This is a genomic window from Desulfosarcina widdelii (assembly GCF_009688965.1).
GTDB lineage: Bacteria > Desulfobacterota > Desulfobacteria > Desulfobacterales > Desulfosarcinaceae > Desulfosarcina > Desulfosarcina widdelii.
In genome coordinates, this window is the sequence record NZ_AP021875.1 from 3,010,867 (window position 1) to 3,027,208 (window position 16,342).

Consider the following 16,342-nt stretch of genomic DNA (forward strand, 5'->3'; position numbering starts at 1 on the left):
CTGATTATATGCAGCATTGTGTCCTACGGTGGATTCAGCATCCGCAAGGGATCGGAAGCGTTGCAGATCTTGCATCCCTTCTCCCGCACGAAATCGTTGCATTTGATAGCAACATCCGTACCATCTTTATTCTTGTTTTCTTTGATCCGTTTCTTTCGCTGGATTCTTTATCGCACTGAAATTTTACCATATCACGAGAACTCAAAAGTAGAGGAAGAGGCGGTTCCGCAGTAGAAATCCAGGAAGATGAAATATAATTCTTGCACTGATATAATTTTTTTGCAATACCTTGACACGTTAAAAAACCGAAGTTTTTGGTGAACCCAAGAGAAACTGCAATATTTTTCTTGCATTTATATGAATACGCGCAAACGAAAACCACTTTCAACGCCTTCCTCGAAGCCGGACAAATCGGGTTCGATTCATCCATATCGTACATTCTTTCAAAGAGTTAAATTCCTGTTGGGCCCCTCTTCCCCATCAAAGACGACCCATGGCACAGGCTTTGCTGTGTGGTGGGAGATATTCCTGCCCCGTTAGGGGACCTCACGCCCTGAGGAGCCGAAAGCCAGAAGATGAAAAGAGCCTTTGTTTATATCATATGCACATTACCGGCCATACAGGCATTTGCCTGGAGCACGCTTTCCGGTCTGATCGGAACGTTGATTCTGGCCGGGTTTTTCAGCACCATCATGAGTCTTGAATTGCTATCTCTGCTGCTCCCGCTGATTATGGGCATCAATGCATCCATATCCGGATATATGCTGATCGAAGGGGCCGAAAACGAAATATGCCGCACGCGTCTCTCCTCTTTGGCTGCGGGGGTACTGGTGGCTGTTTTATCGTTTATTGCGGTCAATGGGTTTTGCTATAAAACGGGCGGCTTTATTCTCATGTCCGGCTTGCAGGCGCTGGTTGCAATCGGCATCTGTGCCATCGGCGCGTGGTCGGGAGGGATTCTGGCGGTCAAATACCGCAAACTCAAAGAGCAGGCCGCTGGAAGCTGAATGTTGGATATGCGGGGCGCAAATCCGCTCTGATAATCGATATCGAGGAGCCGTGGGCTCCGAGCGGTTTAGGGGAAACTGGAGTTGTTTTCTTTTTCACACTGCATGCCTGAAAGGCGAGCGTATTTTTACTTTACCATGAGGAGGTTGACAATGAAGAAAGTTTTGTTTCCGGCTATTATGATCGCATTAATAGCTGTTTTTACAACCACAGGGATCTGCAGCACGGCTGCCACCATTTCCGCCACCGAAGTAAAGGCGGGGGACACGGTCACCATAGAGGGTACCATCCTCCCGGGCCAGGACCTGTACATCGCTGTGGCTCAGCAGACAATGTTCGCCCCGCAGGACACCAACGGCGTACATGAAGTCAAACGCTTCAAGAAAGACATGGAAAAAGCCAATTTCAGTGCGGATACGAAGATCCCGCCCATGTACTACATGATCACCAACAATCCGGGCGCCTTCGGTGCCGAAGGAAAAAAGAAATTCGGCGGACCGTCCGTGCTTCTTGGCAAAAAGGGCGGCATTTACAACACCACCATGTATTACCTGAAAAAAAACTTTGCCGAAGTCGATCCCACGGCCAAGGCCATGCTGGGTCCCATCCAAACCGAGGAACAATGGAATTTCCTCCGGTATGCCAACGAATCCAGCTACGGAATCAATACCATCGTCAAGGAAGGCAACAATGTCGGCAAGGTGACCATCTTCTCCCGCACCGTGATCACCGACCATGCCACCAGCGGCAACTACTGGGACAAGGGCACGTCCGTCAAACTGGACAAGGCCACCGGCAAATTTACCGCAACTTTTAAAACCTACCGTCACACCGCACCGGACACCAAGTTCGACGTCTTTGTCAACGGCGAGAAAAGCGCTTCATACAATGTCGCCGGCAAAGGCTTCTGGCTCTCCAAAGGCTACCGCTACATGAATCCCATCTGGATCATCATCGGTGCCATTCTGGTGGGTACCTACTTCTCCATGATCGGTGCCGCCGGCGGCATGCTCATGGCCGCCTTCCAGGTGCTGGTCGTCAAAACCGCCGGCCCGGTGGGTATCAACGCCGCCAACGTTTTGAAACCCTCCAACATGGCCCTGACCCTCTTCTCGCCGCTGGGCTCGTTCTATCGATACGCAGTGGTGGAACGGCGTGTGGCCTGGCCCATCGGCCTTTCCTTCGGGGCCGGTATTTTCATTGGCTCCATCTGGCTGGGTAAATACGTTTCGGCCGTACTGCCCTTAAAGGCCTACAAAGAGTGGCTGGCCGTGCTGGTGGTTCTCATGGGTATCCAGACCCTGCGGGAACTGTCTCCGAAAATGATGGAGAAACGTAAAAACATCAAAGCCATGGTCAAAAAGTTCAACGATGCCGTGGCCAAGGCCAAAGCGGACGGCACATCCGTGGAAATGGGCAAGATCGAGCCGGTCAAGAGCAGCCTGGTCGATTATCGCTTCAAGTTCTGGGGCGAGGAATTCAAGATCAATCCCCTGCTGTTCGCCATCCTCGGTCTGGCCATCGGCGTGGTCTCCCGTTCCTTCGGCATCGGCGGCGGCTTTCTGCTGGTTCCAGCCATGACCACCCTGGGCGCCCTGCCCATGTACGTAGCGGTGCCCATTTCACTAATCGGCACCTCTTTTTCCAGTATCGGCTCTTTTATCGGCTACCTGATGACCGGGTACTACCCCGACCTCTGGCTGATGATCGCCATCATCATCGGCGGGTTTGCCGGCGGTATGCTGGGAAGCCGGGCCCAGAAGCTCTTCAGCGAAAAAACCCTGAAGGTCGTTCTGGCGATCACCCTGTTCTTCCTGTTCTTCCGGTTCTTCAAGATCGAGATCTGGATCTAATCTGTGAAGAATATTAACAATAGGGGAAGGCGCCAGCCTTCCCCTATTGTGCTTTTATGCCAACGGTTTTCGACAAACCGGTTTGTTAGATGGATCGTTTCTCTCATCGGAAATGCCCATGGATGAATGGATGGACAGGGTGTGGGACGCAATTGTGGGGTTCATCGTCCAGATTGCGTTCATGCTGGATGGGATTCTCGCCCCACTCAACGACCGTATCGGCCCGGCCCTGGTGATTTTCATGCTGGTTGTTCTGCTGGTCGCTTTCACCAAATTTCTGGGCAGCGTGTACCACACCAAACGGTACGTCGAACTGAAAAAAAACTATGAGCACTGGTACAAACTGCGCCAAGAGGCCATGGCCTGCGAAGATCGCGAAAAGGCCAAACTGCTTGCCAGAAACATCGACCAGGCCCAATTGAACAAAGCGTACTACGACTACTTTTTTGAAGGCTTTTTAAAAAGCATCGCGACGGCAATTTTGCCCATCCTTTTTTTCGCGGCCTACGTGAACCATGCCTACGGGCCTGAAAAACTGCTTCGACAGATTGGCCAAAAGACAATCTTCTCGTTCTCGCGAGCCAGCGGCGAACCCATTGCGGTCAGCGCTTTCTTCTGGTTTGTGATCTGCCTCGTTCTTGTGCACCTGATCTGGTTTGTGGCTGCCGCCATGGTTAAAAAGCGACGGCGCTCCGGCGACGGCTGAATCGAATTTGCCTGCCGCTGGCCAAAAGGCCCGATACCCGTCGTGAGAATCACCTCCACAGCGACTTATTTGCTGCAATGAAGCTGAATCGTATTTTTTTCGTTTTTTCCGCCTGGATGGTTTTATGGCTGCTGATTCCTTCGGCTCCGGCTCTGGCCACCCAGGGTCACGCCGGAATCGAGGGTGTCTGGGTCCACCAGTTTGCCCACCTGTTCTTCCTTTTTTCCATGCTGCTTCTGATTTACTGGCTGCGGCAGGCGGGGCTGGTAAAACGGCCGGGTTGGCGTTTTATCCAGTATGCGGCCCTTTTCTTCATTCTCTGGAATTTAGACACCATTCTGGTTCATTTCCTCGACGAACAGGTTCGCGCCGTCAGCGTCGACAATCTCGGAAACTGGAGAATCCAGGTCACGGCCGTCGACGGTTATGAATGGCTGGCCACGGTGTACTACCTGACCAAGCTGGACCACCTGTTGTGCGTGCCGGCCATGATTTTTCTGATGATGGGACTGCGCCACATGCTCAAGGAGGTCCCGCCCGCAGTCGCCGATAAAGGAGGCCGTCAATGACCGCCTCTTTGATTCCCATCTGGTCGGTGGACGTTGTCGGCTCCATCCTGATGATCGTTTTCGCCTTTGTCAGCTACGGAATGAGCCTGCGCCTTAAAAAACGTGACCCCAACAATATTATCCTCACTTACCTGCTGTGGGTCTGCCTGGCCCTGTTCGTTTTCGCCATCTCGCGATCCGCCGGACATCTGCTCAAACAGATCTTTCTGCTCATCGACCGCCGGGATCTGTGGACCGCCATTCAGCCATTTTCCGGCGCGGTCAATACCTTTACCTTTATCGTGGTCGCCTCGGTTACGCTTTTCTTCGAACGCACATGGGTCATTTACGGCACGATTTTGAAAGACCGGCAGGCCCTACAAAATGCCCATGAGGAGCTGCTCTACCTCAACCAGAACCTGGAACAACTGGTGGAAAAACGAACCGAGGCCCTGGTCATTTCCGAACAGAAATACCGCCGTATCTTCGAAGTCTCCAAGGACATGATCCTGGTTACGCGCAGAGATGGACGGATTGTCAACATCAACCCGGCCGGGAGAAATATGATCGACGTCCAGAGCGCCAGCGGGGGCGAAGCCCTCGACCATCAATACTTCCGGGATTTTCTCTCCGGCCCCGGCGACTGGGGCGCAATCAGTCGACACATCGAAAATCGCGGCTTCATCTCCAGCGAGGAATTCGATCTGGTATTGAAAAACGGTGTCCGCCGCCGGGTGCTGCTTTCGGGAAGCCTGGCCAAAAGCCCCTCGGAGGACGGAGAAACCATTCACTTTTTGATCAAGGATATCGAGCAGCGCCGGTTGATGCAAAAACAGATGGCCCAGGCCGACAAGCTGGCCTCCATCGGAGAACTCTCTTCGGGTATCGCCCACGAAATCAACAACCCTTTGGGCATTATCCTTGGCTATACCCAGCTTCTGCTACGCGGCGAGGACGCCGAATCCGATCGTTTCAACGACCTGAAAACCATCGAAAAACACGTCCAGTCCTGCAAGGCCATTGTCGAAGACCTGCTCAACTTCGCCCGGACATCCAGTCCTCAGAAGGAAAACCTGGATATCCATGACATCATCGAGGATGTCATCGGTTTCGTTCGCCATCACAGCAATCTCGAAAACATTGACATCAATACGGATTTCGGGCCCAGGCTCCCTTTGGCACGCATCGACGAAAAGAAGATCAAACAGGTGCTGATCAATCTGCTGATGAATGCCATTCATGCCGTGGAGCGCGAGGGTACCATCACCATCGCCACCGGGATCAACGCTGCCACCGGCCGGATCACCGTGGAGGTGTCCGATACCGGACATGGTATCGCGAAAGAAAATCTTTCCAGAATCTTCGATCCGTTTTTCACGACCAAGCCTACCGGAGAGGGAACCGGGCTCGGGCTTTCGGTCAGCTACGGCATCATTAAAGGCCATGGGGGCAACATCAGTGTGAAAAGCGAACCGGGACAGGGAGCGGCGTTCACCCTTACCCTTCCCGTCAGTCCCCCGAATTCAGGGAGATAGACCATGGCACAACATCTTCTCATCGTCGATGACGAACCGGACATGCTCACCCTGCTCAAAAGAAGCCTGGAGCCCGAACTCGGGTGCCGGGTGGACACCGCCGCCTCGGGAGAAATGGCCCTGGATATGATCCGCGACGGCGACTACGACCTGGTGCTGGCGGACATTAAAATGCCCGGTATCAGCGGTCTCGAAGTGCTCGAACGGGTCAAATCCGACCACGAGGAGATCACCTTCGTCATGATGACCGCCTACGGTCATATCGAAATGGCTGTGGAAGCCATGAAACGCGGCGCCTACGATTTCATCACCAAGCCCTTCGATCACGATGCCCTGGTGATGCGTCTGGAAAAAGCCTTTGAACGCAGCCGGCTTTTGAAAGAAAACCTGCGGCTTCATCACGAGTGCCACTCGACGGACATGTTTCAGGAACTGGTGGGTAAAAGCCCAAAAATGCAGCGCGTGTACGAAACGATCCGTACGGTGGCCCAGAACGACCTCACGGTGCTGATCACCGGCGAGTCGGGTACGGGCAAAGACTTGGCCGCACGGGCGGTGCATGCCCTGAGCAACCGCAGCAAGCGATCCTTTATCGCAGTGAACTGCCCCACGGTTCCCGAACACATTCTGGAAAGTGAGTTGTTCGGTTACAAGAAAGGCGCCTTCACCCATGCCACCAGCGACAAGAAGGGACTTTTCCAGGAAGCCCATACCGGTACGATCTTCCTCGACGAGATCGGGGACATCACCCCCACAATCCAGACCAAACTGCTGCGGGTATTGCAGGAAAAAGAGATCAAACCCTTGGGCGACGCCCGTCCCGTCCAGGTGGATGTGCGCATCATCGCCTCTACCAATCAGCCGTTGGCCGAAAAAATCAAATCCGGAGATTTCCGCGAGGATTTTTTCTACCGGCTCAACGTGCTTCCCATACGGCTGCCGCCGCTTCGGGAACGGGTGGAGGACATTCCCCTGATTGCCAACCATCTGCTGGAGAAGCATTGCCGCAAGCTTGGAAAAGCGTCGAAGCGATTTTCACCGGCGTTGATGGACGCCTTTGTCGCGCGCAGATGGGAGGGAAACGTTCGTGAAATGGAAAATATGATCATGCAGGGGATTCTGTTTTCCCAATCCGATGAAATTACCTTGAAGGACGTGAAAATCGGTCGGAAACCCCCAGCGGTACCGGAGGCCGAAATCACACCGAACTTGGACCAGCCGTACAAGCAGGCCAAGGAGAACAACCTGAAGGCCTTCAATTCAGCCTATATCGGCCATATGCTCTCGCAAAGCAAAGGCAACGTGACCCAGGCGGCCAAGGCCTGCGGCCTCGAACGCCAGGCCCTGCAACAAATCATGCGCCGCTACGACATTTCGGCGGAGCCGTACCGCCGGTAACAGGTGCAGGCAGGGAAAACGATTACTCGACGGGCAGTCCGCTTTCACGCCAGCGGGTCAGTCCGTTTTTGAGGTAGCCGACATTCTCGAAACCGTTAAGCACGAGAAGTTCGGCCAGTTCCTCGGCCAGCGGGCAACTTTCTCCGTCGCAATAGGTAACGATCCGCGTCGCAGGATCGGTGGCGGGAATAAAGTCCGGCAGCCAGGCATCCGGCTCGGTAACGTTAAGATTAACGGCACCCTGGATGTGCCCGGCCTCATAATCGGCCCGATGCCGGGAGTCCGCAAAAAGGACGCCTTCCTCTTTGAAAAGATGCCGGGCTTCTTCGACCGAAATTTCCCGGACCCCTAAAGTCTGCTGAATCGTTTGGACGTCACCGCCGTTGGACCGGTCAACGACGGGCGCGATCCTATCGGGCCGGATAATATGGATTGCGATGGCAATCCCGACCGCTGCCAGGATAAGGATCGTCGCTTCTTTGATGGTCTGTTTGATCGTCATGGATGACCCTTTTGTTTTATCCATGCACGGTATTGCAATTTGCAGCCGGATTGTCCACAATTGTTTTTCGCTGGTTAAAGGAGTACAAAAACGGTTCCAAGATCGTGGGCGGGCTGCCGTGGCCGCCCATTTCAGATAGGAGATGAATGATGTGTGATATCAGTGTATTTATCAGGAAAAACGGCGCCGAAGAGAAGGTGCTGGAAAACGTGGACATCATCGAGGAAGTGGCCGGCGGCGGTATGCGTCTGGTCAACATATTCGGCGAGGAAGAAACCATCAGCGCTAGGATGATCCTGTACAACAACAGCGAAAAACGGATGGTATTTACGCCGGTGTGACGTCAAGCGGCCGGCTGTAGACATCAATACTATTGATTGTCGATCCACGCCTGCTCCCTGCGGACAATGGAAGCAATGGCCTCGCGAACCTTTTCCGGCAGCGCTTCGGCGGTATGCGTATCCAGGATTCGGTCGACCTCCCTGGCCGCCTTTTCCTCAAGCGTCAGGCGCCCGTTTTTCTCCCACATCGAGTAGGGTCCTTTGTCGAAAAGCTTCGAATAAAACGGCTCCTTGTAATGCCTTAAGGTATGCGGGTGCTGCAGGAAGCTTCCCGTTGGCCCGACTTCGTGGATGGCGTCCAGGGCCAGGGTTTCGTCGTCCACGACAACTCCCCGGGTGGCGGCCCGGAGAAAACCGATGGTTTCGCTGGCCATTACCTGCAATTGCAGGGAGCCCTGAATGCCCGAATCCATGAACCCCACATCGTGAACGATGTTGGCGCCGTGGAGCAGTGCAGTCATGAGGCTGACAGTACACTCCATGCCGGCCTGGTGGTCGAGAACCTTGGCATCGGTGGACCCGCCCAGGCCGAACACCGGAAGATCGTAGTATTTCCCCATGCTTGTGGGCACCCCCTGCTCGTCGGCCAACACATAATTGCCCACCATGGTTTTGAGGTTATAAGGGCCGCCGTTCCAGCCCGGCACGGCAATGGGAACGCCGGGGCGGACCAGTTGGGACAGCACGACGCCCAGAAGAATGCCGGCATTCATGGAGGCCATGCAACCGGCGATGGTGGCCGGTGAATTGACGCCGCCGGCGTTCAATGGGATCCACAGCTGAGGCAGCCCCTTTTCGGCCAGGTAGATGCATTTCTGGAGCGATTCCGCATTGGCTACCAACCCTGCCGTGACGTTGATGTAGCAGGTGGCGAAAGGATATTGCCGAAATGCCTCTTCGCCGCCGGCAACGGCTTCGCACATTTCCACGGCCGCGACGCAGCCCTGGAAATCCGGGGAAACGAAAACGATGGGTTTGGTGGTGTGGTTAAGCATCACTTCCATCTGATAGCGGTCGTAAATGCGTGCATCGACGTCTTTGGGCAGGAATAGCGACATGACGAAATCGATCTCGGGCAGAAAGTCCATCACTTTTGTTGCCGCGACAACATCGGCAAGCAGCGGTTCGCGGCGCTTCCCCGTCCGATGATCCAGAACGTTCAGGCAGTCCGAACCGCCTCCATAATACGTGTTGTGCCCCCAGGCGCGAATCGCCGGCCGCTTGGCCCGATCATACAACGTAAGCCTGCGGGGGGCGCTGGCAAGGGCTCGGGTGACCATGAATTCCGGGATACGGATACGGACTCCGTCGACGCTGGCTCCTCCGGCTGCCAGGATCTTCCGGGCGTTTTCGTCGTGAACGTCCACCCCGGTCCGCTCCAGGATCTCCAAGGTGGCGATGTGAATGCGGTCGCACTCGTCGTGGCCCATACGGGCATAATGGGCGCTGGCCATGCGGGTTTCGCCGGTCGGTATCATGTTTTCCCTTCCTATTGACAGGTCAACTTAATGGTTAATCGTAATTCTCGATAAACAGCCGCGAATCGCCGAACCGCCCGTCGATGACAGCCGTGGCGTCTTTAATCATATCACGCCGCCCGCACAGGTAGAAATCGTAGGTGCCGGGAGCCAACTCCGATTTCAAGTAATCGGTGACACGACCCGCATAGACCTCGATCCCGTCTTCCGGGATTGTGGCTGGCCTGCCAATGCAGGCAAAATACCCTTGTACGGCAGGTGCCAGGACGTTTCGATAAATCAATCCGTCGGCATGGTGCACGCCATGCAGCAGCAATGCACGCTCCACGCCGCTGCGGCAAAAGGCCACGAAGGGGGCGATTCCGGTGCCCGTAGCCACGAACACTGCCGGGTTGGCTGCCCCCTGGTAGATGAAATGCCCCAGCGGACCGGACGCCTGAAACCGGCTTCCAATCCGGGCCTGTCGGATTGCGGTGGAAAAGCGCCCCCCGTCTGCCACGGCGATGCAGAAATCGATGGTCTGCGCTTCAGGACGGGAAACCATGGTATAATCCCTCTGGACCCCATCCACCGTAAAACGCAAAAACTGGCCCGGGAAAAAAGTAAAACCGTCCGGGCGCCGCAGCCGGAATTCGAGGACACCGGGCGCCAGCCGTCGCCGGTCCACCAATACCGCTGAAAAATTCGGTTTGCCGCTCAGGCCTCCCACAAAAAGTCCCCCTGGCCCGACAGATGGTTGCAGTATCTTGCAAGGACAAACAGATAATCGGAAAGTCGATTGAGGAAAACCAGGATATGGACCATAGTTTCGCCGGCGCCGTCATTATCCGATTCGACCAGGGAAATGGTCCGTCGCTCCGTCCGCCGGCAGACGGTCCGCGCCATATGTGCCAGCGAAGCGGAGAGGTGGCCGCCGGGCAGGATGAACTGTTTCAGCTCTGGAAGGGAAGCGTTCATCCGGTCGATGGCATCCTCCAGCCATTTGGCCGGCGCTTCGGTGAAAGGTTTCAAAAAGCGGGTGGTAGCGGCATGGGGCGTGGTCGCCATCCAGGCCCCTGCATCCAGGAGCATCCCCTGAACGAACTGGATCTCTTTTTTCAGGTCGTTATGCTTGGGTTCGAGCGCTGCCGCCACAGCCCCCATGACGGAATTCAGTTCGTCCAGGTCGCCGTAGGCCTCGATGCGAAGGCTGCTTTTGGACACCCGTTCTCCGCTGAAAAGGCTGGTTTTCCCCCGATCCCCCGTACCGGTGTAAATCTTCATACCACCTCCAAAGCCCCGAATCGACCGGACCCGTTAAAAGAATATTTGACGTTATTGGTCGGACCGCATTCGGATCAATCGGCCGGCCACAAAATACCAGATGGCGGACAAAACCTGAAGGCCAATCATGAGACCGAACCCGGTCCGGTAGCCGGCCAGGGCGTAGCTTCCGTGTTCGCCCACTGGCCAGAGGCCGATGACCAGGCCGATGGCCCACTGGCCGGCAAAGGCGGCCACGAAGACCAGCAGGTTGATGGCGGTGGTGACCCGCCCGGACAGATGAACCGGAAATTTCTGGGACAACGCCGCATAGGCAAGAATCCCGGACGTGCCGAAGAAACCGAAAAACGGCCAGACGAATTTTGCCCACGCGATGGGCGCTGCCAGCAATAAGACCTGCGTTCCCATGAAAAGGTTCATCCCTGTCACCGCTGTGCTGCGCACGGGGATGCCAGAACGGCTGAGACGTTCTGCCAGTGATCCCAGCAAAATCCATCCGCAGATCATGGCTACGGCAATCCAGAAAAGGATGCCGGCAGCAGCCATGCGGTCCATCCCGGCCACGTCCTTGAGCCAGGGACCGGCCCACAGTCCCTGGATGGAAAGAAATGCGGCCTGGGACACGGTGGTCAACGGCGCCGTCCGCCAGAATTCCAGGCTGGTAAACACCGTCCGCACCCCCTGCAGCGCATCGCTGAAGCGCTCCCCTGCACCGCTGGACGATTTTTGCGGTACAACCGTATAAACGGATACGGACACCACCAGGGTCAATCCGGCCAGGACCATAAAAACGCCGCGCCAATCGGTGATCTGCAGGGCAGCTTCCACCGGCGAGGTCGCCGCCAGCGCACCGAGACCTCCGGCTGCCATCTGAAAACCGTTCACCAGGGGCCACTTCTCTTTGGGAAACCACAGGGTATAGGCTTTAAAGGCCGCCATGAGGCAGGCCGAAACACCGAAACCAATCAATGCCCGGGCGACCACCAGACCGACCAGGGTTCCGGAGCGGGAAAACAGATAGGCGCCCCCGGCGGCAAAAATCAGCAGAACGGACTCGGTCCGCCGTGGGCCGTAGCGGTCCAGCAGCAATCCCAGCGGCAGTTGAAAGGAGGCGAAGGAGATGAAATAAGTCGCGGTCAAAAGCCCCAAGGCCGAGGGTCCGATGCCCAGATCGCCCACCAGGTCCGGTGCGATCACCGCATTGACCACCCGGTAGAGATAGGAAAGAAAATAACCGGCGGCAAAGGGAAAAAAGACACGCAAGCTGGTCGCAAGGGAAACCTTCATGCAAACCGGCCACTCATGAAAAGGATGCTTTCATCTACTGGCTCGCTCCCTAATCAGGCCTACCGGCCATCCTCGTTTTTAAGGCGATGCTATATTTGCGGAGCAATTTCCACTGGCAGTAGTTGGACGGGTTGGTGCGGTTTTTTTTCAACCTTTTCTCGACATCTTTGAGGCTCAACCCCGTTCTCATCAGGTAGGCGCCCACAAAGGTACCGGTGCGCCCTACCCCAAAACGGCAATGCACCAATACTTTTCGTCCTTTGGCGATCTGCCTGTCTACCCATCGAAGCGCGGCTTCCATTTTTTCCATATCAGGTGCACATTCGTCAAGCGTCGGGAGAAAACACACCGCAAACCCGGTTTCCTGCTGAATCTCGTACAACTCTTTAAATTCACTACACAAATTTACGATCGAGCTGATTCCATGGGCTTTGATTTCCTCCAGATCCTGGTAGGAATGCGGTGCGTGGCCCGCCGCCAGTTGTTCGGTAATCCAAGTCAGTTTGTAACCACTCACCGGTCATTCCTCTCTACGATGCGCGCGTTTCTTTTTATCGGATTTCGTAAGTTTTGCAAAACCGCCATGCCTATATATCCACGTTGGAAAAGTGATACCGCCCCGCCATGAATTCGTCCACATAGGCATCCACCATGGTTTCATCCTTCAGGTACATGTCCATCAGGCGGGTTGCGCCCAGCAGGCGCCCGACCCGGTCCAGAGTGCGGGCCGTGTTGGCCCGGCTGTCAGCCCCATACCGGGCGTCAATGAGATCGATCGTGCGGGTTACGTCGAACCCCAGCCGCTGAAACACCTGGCTCAGGAAGAGGGCCCGCAGCCGACGTTTATCGATATCGGCACCCCCGCCGGAGAAGCGCAATAAAATGTAATTGTCCGCTTCTTCAGCGCTGCAGACCGTATCCAGAATCACGAAATGGTAGCCGAAACGCAGGTTCAGGTTGGCGTAGCGGTCGGAAATGATGGCGTGGCTGGCGAACATCACCGAATCCGGATTGGCGGAACCGCCGCTCAAGGTCACTTTGTCATAGGACTCCCAGTCGAAGTGGGAAAAGTTTCCCCATTGAATATCCGGGTGGGTCAACCCGCCGATCAGCGCTTGCAGGGGCCGGCTGGCAATCTGAGTCGAGTCCAGTTCGATCCGGTCGCCGGCGCCTTCGGCGAACCCACCGCCGACATCGATCACATAAAAAAGCATGGGGATACCGAATTTCAGCTTCCTGGAACCCCCGACTTTGCGAAATCGGATATTGCTGAGCTGAAACATGGCTTCCACGGCTTTTTGATGGACAAACCGCAGGATATCGTGATGGGAGCGGCAGCCTTCCGGGGTAAAATCAGCGCTTTGCGAGTCTACAAGTTCCAGCGCTGAAATGAAGCTCATGATCGCCCCCAAGCGTTTCATAAAAGGGCTGTCAACCAGCAGGTTCCGGCGGGCACAGGGACTTTCGACCATGCTTTCCACCACGCCGCGATACACGGTTCCGGTTTCCGCATTGACCGTGACATCAATCCCCTCCGGTAGAGCATCCAAGGCCCCTTCGGCGTTTACAAGGGTGGGAATTCCGAATTCGCGGGCCACGGAGGCAAAGTGTCCGGCAAAGCTGCCGGCTTCGGCAACCACGGCATTCATGCGATTCACGGCAGCGGCAAAATCGGGTGGAATATTGCGGGTGACCACAACCGCACCCTCGGACACGCGGGCAAGGTCCTCGATCTGCATAACCCGTATCGTCCTGCCGGCGGCGATGCCACCGGCGGCAGGCTCGCCGTCGGCGACCAGCACCTCGTTGTCCACGTCTTCAAAGGAACACACCGGCCGGCCGCCGATGGGAGAACCCGATTCGGCCTGAAAGGGTCGGGCCTGCAGCAGGACCGGTTGACGGGCGTGGGTCAGGCACCATTCCACATCCTGGGGTTCTCCCAGGCGGTCTTCAAGGGACATGCCCCATTGTGCCAAAGAAAGCGCCGTAGATTCCCCGATAGGCGGGTTGCCGGCCTGTTTGTCGCTTAGCGGGCGTGCAACAAGGCCCCGTTCCGGATCGAAAACCTGCTGCTGCGTCTGGCGATGCGGGCGCCGGGCCACCAGGGTCGGCGGGTCGGTGGCGGCAACCCGAAAAACGGCCGGAACCGTTGCACCATCCACCAGCGCCTGCCCCTGCCCCCAGATCGCGTGGATCGACAGCCGCCCACCGGTCTTCGCGGCGGGCTGCCCGGTATACAGGACCCCACTGGCCATGGCGTCGATCATCTCCACCACCAGAACGGCCATGGGGGTTTCACGGTCCGCCAGACCGTAGTTGATCCGGTAGACCAGGGCCGGCGGTGCATACTTGCTGGCCAGAACGTTTCTATAGGCCTCGACGATATCGGTGGCCTGGACGTTCAGAACGGTCTTGTACTGGCCGGCAAAAGAACTTTTGGTATCCTCGGCCACGGCGCTGCTGCGAACGGCGAATCGCCCGGTAAAGCGGCAAGTCGCCTGCAGCCGGTCCAATTCGCCATGGATCGCGTCAGCCACCTCCGGGGGAACCGCTGCCCGGCCGATAGCCCGGCCAATCCGATTCGAGACCTCGGCCAGCGACGCCGGACTGTTGATGTCCAGACGCTCCAGTTCAGCGGCAATCGGATCCTCCAAATCGTTGAATTCAATCAATCGATGGAAGGCTCGGGTGGTAACGGCAAAACCGGCCGGGACGGGAAGCCCGACGGATTGCGATACCCAGGCCAGCTTGGCGGCCTTGCCGCCGACCAGAGAGGCATCCCGGGCCTGCCGCTCGTTCAGGTTCAATACATAGGGCGGCTCCACGGGCCTTTTTGGCGGCCCCAGCATGAAACGCACATAATCGTCGAATCGTTTGTGGAACCTGCCCAGGGAGGTGTATTTCCCCGGCGCCACCCTTGCCAGATCGGCGATCATGCTGCCGACGGCATCGGCAAATTCCCGGTATCTGGCTTCGATGACGTTGAGATCGACAGGCATCTGATCGTAGTAGATCTCTTCCAACTCGGCCATTTTCTCGTGGGCCTGCTTGTCCTTATCCAGCAGCGACTGAAAGGCGGTGTATTTCTCTCGAATCACCGCACCGGGCTTGAAAAGCTGCAGGGTCCAGTATGTAAAAAGGTTCTTGATCATGGCAAAAACGGGGTCAGAGGCGGCCCCGGCCTAAAAAAATACGCGTTCACGGGGTTGAAATGCCCAATATGCTGCAGCTTTCTGATCAGTAAGCGTTCACAGGGTGCCGCAGATGTGAGGCGCCGGGTGCGCAGACGGTTTGGTCAACCTTCAAGTGCCCGGGAACAACGCAGATGCGTTTCCCTGTGAACGCCAGCAAAAAAAGCGCCCGGCCGATAGCCGGGCGCTCGTTCCACAGCCTTTTCGAACCGATCCTGATTTACTTGGTCCCGAAAATCTTGTCGCCGGCATCTCCCAGACCCGGAAGGATATAGCCGATGTCGTTGAGTCTTTCGTCGATGGCCGCCACGTAGACATCCACATCGGGATGAGCCTTTTCCAAACGTTTAAGCCCCTCGGGAGCGGCAACCAGAAACAATCCGCGAATCTGCTGGCAGCCGGACTCTTTCAAAAGGTCGATGGTCGCCACCAACGTTCCGCCCGTAGCCAGCATGGGATCCAGGATGAGGGCGATGCGCTCTTCCATGTTGCTGGTCATTTTCACATAATAGCGAACCGGTTCCAGGGTCTCTTCGTTGCGGTAAAGCCCTACCACACTCACCTTGGCAGAAGGAATCAGGTTCAGAACGCCGTCCATCATCCCTAAACCAGCGCGAAGAATGGGAACGACCGTGATCTTCTTGCCCTTGATTTTTTCAACGACCACCTCGCCGGCCCATCCCTGGATGGTACTGGTCTCGGTTTCCAGGTCCTTGGTCGCCTCATAGGTGAGCAGCGTTGCCAGTTCATTGGCCAATTCCCTGAATTTTTTTGTGGTCACATCGTGCCCACGCATAAGGCCGATTTTGTGTCTGATAAGCGGGTGTTCAACGCAGTGTACGGGCAAAAGATCCTCCTTTACGGCAAACAGTAGTGCAATGTCGGCTTTTCTTAATGTTCGTTCTCATCAAACGGTTAGAAATCGCCTAAAGGCCTGTTGAACGTGAAATTGAACGGGTCGGCCAGAAGGTGATCGTAGGCAGGCTTCGTGTTTCCGCCCAAAGCGGAAAACGGCAAGGAGACAATGAATACCGCTCCACCGATTACCGTGGCACAAAGACCCAGGGGTCTTACAATCAAACCATCGGCGGCCATTTTCCCTCCGACGAGATCACTGTCCTGATCAAGTTCGCCCGCCAGGCAGGTCGTACAGGGAACTGCGATCAGTGCCAGCGCGGTCAGCAGAATGATAGCGCGTTTTAAAATCGAGATCATTTCGTTTCCTCCTTTTT

The 16,342-nt window shown here is 56.0% G+C and carries 16 protein-coding genes; 7 read left to right on the top strand and 9 right to left on the bottom strand.

What is annotated here, in order from left to right; translation table 11 throughout:
- Positions 1-575: 575 nt before the first annotated feature.
- The 6 genes from GN111_RS14130 to GN111_RS14155 all read left to right on the top strand — a co-directional run bounded on the left by GN111_RS14130 (position 576) and on the right by GN111_RS14155 (position 7,048).
- A complete protein-coding gene (locus GN111_RS14130; protein WP_155304368.1) occupies positions 576-1,007 on the top strand; it encodes a hypothetical protein in 432 nt (143 codons plus the stop codon).
- Between the two features lie 153 nt (positions 1,008-1,160).
- Positions 1,161-2,861, top strand: a complete 1,701-nt coding sequence (locus GN111_RS14135; RefSeq protein WP_155304369.1) for a sulfite exporter TauE/SafE family protein — start codon at positions 1,161-1,163, stop codon at positions 2,859-2,861.
- 118 nt (positions 2,862-2,979) lie between these two features.
- A complete protein-coding gene (locus GN111_RS14140) occupies positions 2,980-3,567 on the top strand; it encodes a hypothetical protein (RefSeq protein WP_155304370.1) in 588 nt (195 codons plus the stop codon).
- A gap of 77 nt (positions 3,568-3,644) precedes the next feature.
- Positions 3,645-4,136, top strand: coding sequence for a hypothetical protein (locus tag GN111_RS14145; protein WP_155304371.1), 492 nt, complete (start codon positions 3,645-3,647; stop codon positions 4,134-4,136).
- Positions 4,133-5,650, top strand: coding sequence for a two-component system sensor histidine kinase NtrB (locus GN111_RS14150; RefSeq protein WP_155304372.1), 1,518 nt, complete (start codon positions 4,133-4,135; stop codon positions 5,648-5,650). The genes GN111_RS14145 and GN111_RS14150 overlap by 4 nt, the downstream gene beginning before the upstream one ends.
- A gap of 3 nt (positions 5,651-5,653) precedes the next feature.
- Positions 5,654-7,048, top strand: coding sequence for a sigma-54-dependent transcriptional regulator (locus GN111_RS14155; protein ID WP_155304373.1), 1,395 nt, complete (start codon positions 5,654-5,656; stop codon positions 7,046-7,048).
- A gap of 22 nt (positions 7,049-7,070) precedes the next feature.
- Here GN111_RS14155 and GN111_RS14160 read toward each other — a convergent pair whose 3' ends face one another.
- Positions 7,071-7,550, bottom strand: coding sequence for a rhodanese-like domain-containing protein (locus tag GN111_RS14160; RefSeq protein ID WP_170302287.1), 480 nt, complete (start codon positions 7,548-7,550; stop codon positions 7,071-7,073).
- A 146-nt stretch (positions 7,551-7,696) separates the two neighbouring features.
- On the opposite strand from GN111_RS14160, the gene GN111_RS14165 reads away from it, so the two are divergent.
- Complete coding sequence (locus GN111_RS14165; RefSeq protein ID WP_197740548.1) at positions 7,697-7,891, top strand: CooT family nickel-binding protein; 195 nt, start codon at positions 7,697-7,699, stop codon at positions 7,889-7,891.
- Between the two features lie 29 nt (positions 7,892-7,920).
- On the opposite strand, the gene GN111_RS14170 is transcribed toward GN111_RS14165, so the two are convergent.
- From GN111_RS14170 to GN111_RS14205, 8 genes are all read right to left on the bottom strand, one after another.
- A complete protein-coding gene (locus GN111_RS14170) occupies positions 7,921-9,369 on the bottom strand; it encodes a trimethylamine methyltransferase family protein (protein WP_155304375.1) in 1,449 nt (482 codons plus the stop codon).
- A 34-nt stretch (positions 9,370-9,403) separates the two neighbouring features.
- Positions 9,404-10,078, bottom strand: coding sequence for a ferredoxin--NADP reductase (locus GN111_RS14175; RefSeq protein WP_155304376.1), 675 nt, complete (start codon positions 10,076-10,078; stop codon positions 9,404-9,406).
- The gene (locus GN111_RS14180; RefSeq protein WP_155304377.1) at positions 10,066-10,632 is read right to left on the bottom strand and encodes a cob(I)yrinic acid a,c-diamide adenosyltransferase; all 567 of its coding nucleotides are present in this window, start codon (positions 10,630-10,632) and stop codon (positions 10,066-10,068) included. Before GN111_RS14180 ends, GN111_RS14175 begins: the two co-directional genes overlap by 13 nt.
- A 51-nt stretch (positions 10,633-10,683) precedes the next feature.
- Positions 10,684-11,919 carry an MFS transporter gene (locus GN111_RS14185; RefSeq protein ID WP_155304378.1) on the bottom strand — a complete coding sequence of 412 codons (1,236 nt, stop codon included), beginning with the start codon at positions 11,917-11,919 and terminating at the stop codon, positions 10,684-10,686.
- A 49-nt stretch (positions 11,920-11,968) separates the two neighbouring features.
- Positions 11,969-12,436 carry a protein-tyrosine phosphatase family protein gene (locus GN111_RS14190; protein WP_155304379.1) on the bottom strand — a complete coding sequence of 156 codons (468 nt, stop codon included), beginning with the start codon at positions 12,434-12,436 and terminating at the stop codon, positions 11,969-11,971.
- Positions 12,437-12,506: 70 nt separating this feature from the next.
- On the bottom strand, positions 12,507-15,071 hold the full coding sequence (locus GN111_RS14195) for a PEP/pyruvate-binding domain-containing protein (protein WP_155304380.1): 2,565 nt from the start codon (positions 15,069-15,071) through the stop codon (positions 12,507-12,509).
- Positions 15,072-15,330: 259 nt separating this feature from the next.
- Positions 15,331-15,957 carry a uracil phosphoribosyltransferase gene (gene upp / locus GN111_RS14200; protein WP_155304381.1) on the bottom strand — a complete coding sequence of 209 codons (627 nt, stop codon included), beginning with the start codon at positions 15,955-15,957 and terminating at the stop codon, positions 15,331-15,333.
- Between the two features lie 68 nt (positions 15,958-16,025).
- Entirely contained in the window at positions 16,026-16,325 is a 300-nt protein-coding gene (locus GN111_RS14205) for a hypothetical protein (RefSeq protein ID WP_155304382.1), read from the bottom strand.
- Positions 16,326-16,342: the final 17 nt, after the last annotated feature.

Excerpts from the sequence above, each read along its gene's own strand:
- GN111_RS14130 (WP_155304368.1), top strand. The coding sequence starts at position 576 with ATGAAAAGAGCCTTTGTTTATATCATATGCACATTACCGGCCATACAG.
- GN111_RS14135 (WP_155304369.1), top strand. The coding sequence starts at position 1,161 with ATGAAGAAAGTTTTGTTTCCGGCTATTATGATCGCATTAATAGCTGTT.
- GN111_RS14140 (WP_155304370.1), top strand. The coding sequence starts at position 2,980 with ATGGATGAATGGATGGACAGGGTGTGGGACGCAATTGTGGGGTTCATC.
- GN111_RS14145 (WP_155304371.1), top strand. The coding sequence starts at position 3,645 with ATGAAGCTGAATCGTATTTTTTTCGTTTTTTCCGCCTGGATGGTTTTA.
- GN111_RS14150 (WP_155304372.1), top strand. The coding sequence starts at position 4,133 with ATGACCGCCTCTTTGATTCCCATCTGGTCGGTGGACGTTGTCGGCTCC.
- GN111_RS14155 (WP_155304373.1), top strand. The coding sequence starts at position 5,654 with ATGGCACAACATCTTCTCATCGTCGATGACGAACCGGACATGCTCACC.
- GN111_RS14160 (WP_170302287.1), bottom strand. The coding sequence starts at position 7,550 with ATGACGATCAAACAGACCATCAAAGAAGCGACGATCCTTATCCTGGCA.
- GN111_RS14165 (WP_197740548.1), top strand. The coding sequence starts at position 7,697 with ATGATGTGTGATATCAGTGTATTTATCAGGAAAAACGGCGCCGAAGAG.
- GN111_RS14170 (WP_155304375.1), bottom strand. The coding sequence starts at position 9,369 with ATGATACCGACCGGCGAAACCCGCATGGCCAGCGCCCATTATGCCCGT.
- GN111_RS14180 (WP_155304377.1), bottom strand. The coding sequence starts at position 10,632 with ATGAAGATTTACACCGGTACGGGGGATCGGGGGAAAACCAGCCTTTTC.
- GN111_RS14185 (WP_155304378.1), bottom strand. The coding sequence starts at position 11,919 with ATGAAGGTTTCCCTTGCGACCAGCTTGCGTGTCTTTTTTCCCTTTGCC.
- GN111_RS14195 (WP_155304380.1), bottom strand. The coding sequence starts at position 15,071 with ATGATCAAGAACCTTTTTACATACTGGACCCTGCAGCTTTTCAAGCCC.
- GN111_RS14205 (WP_155304382.1), bottom strand. The coding sequence starts at position 16,325 with ATGATCTCGATTTTAAAACGCGCTATCATTCTGCTGACCGCGCTGGCA.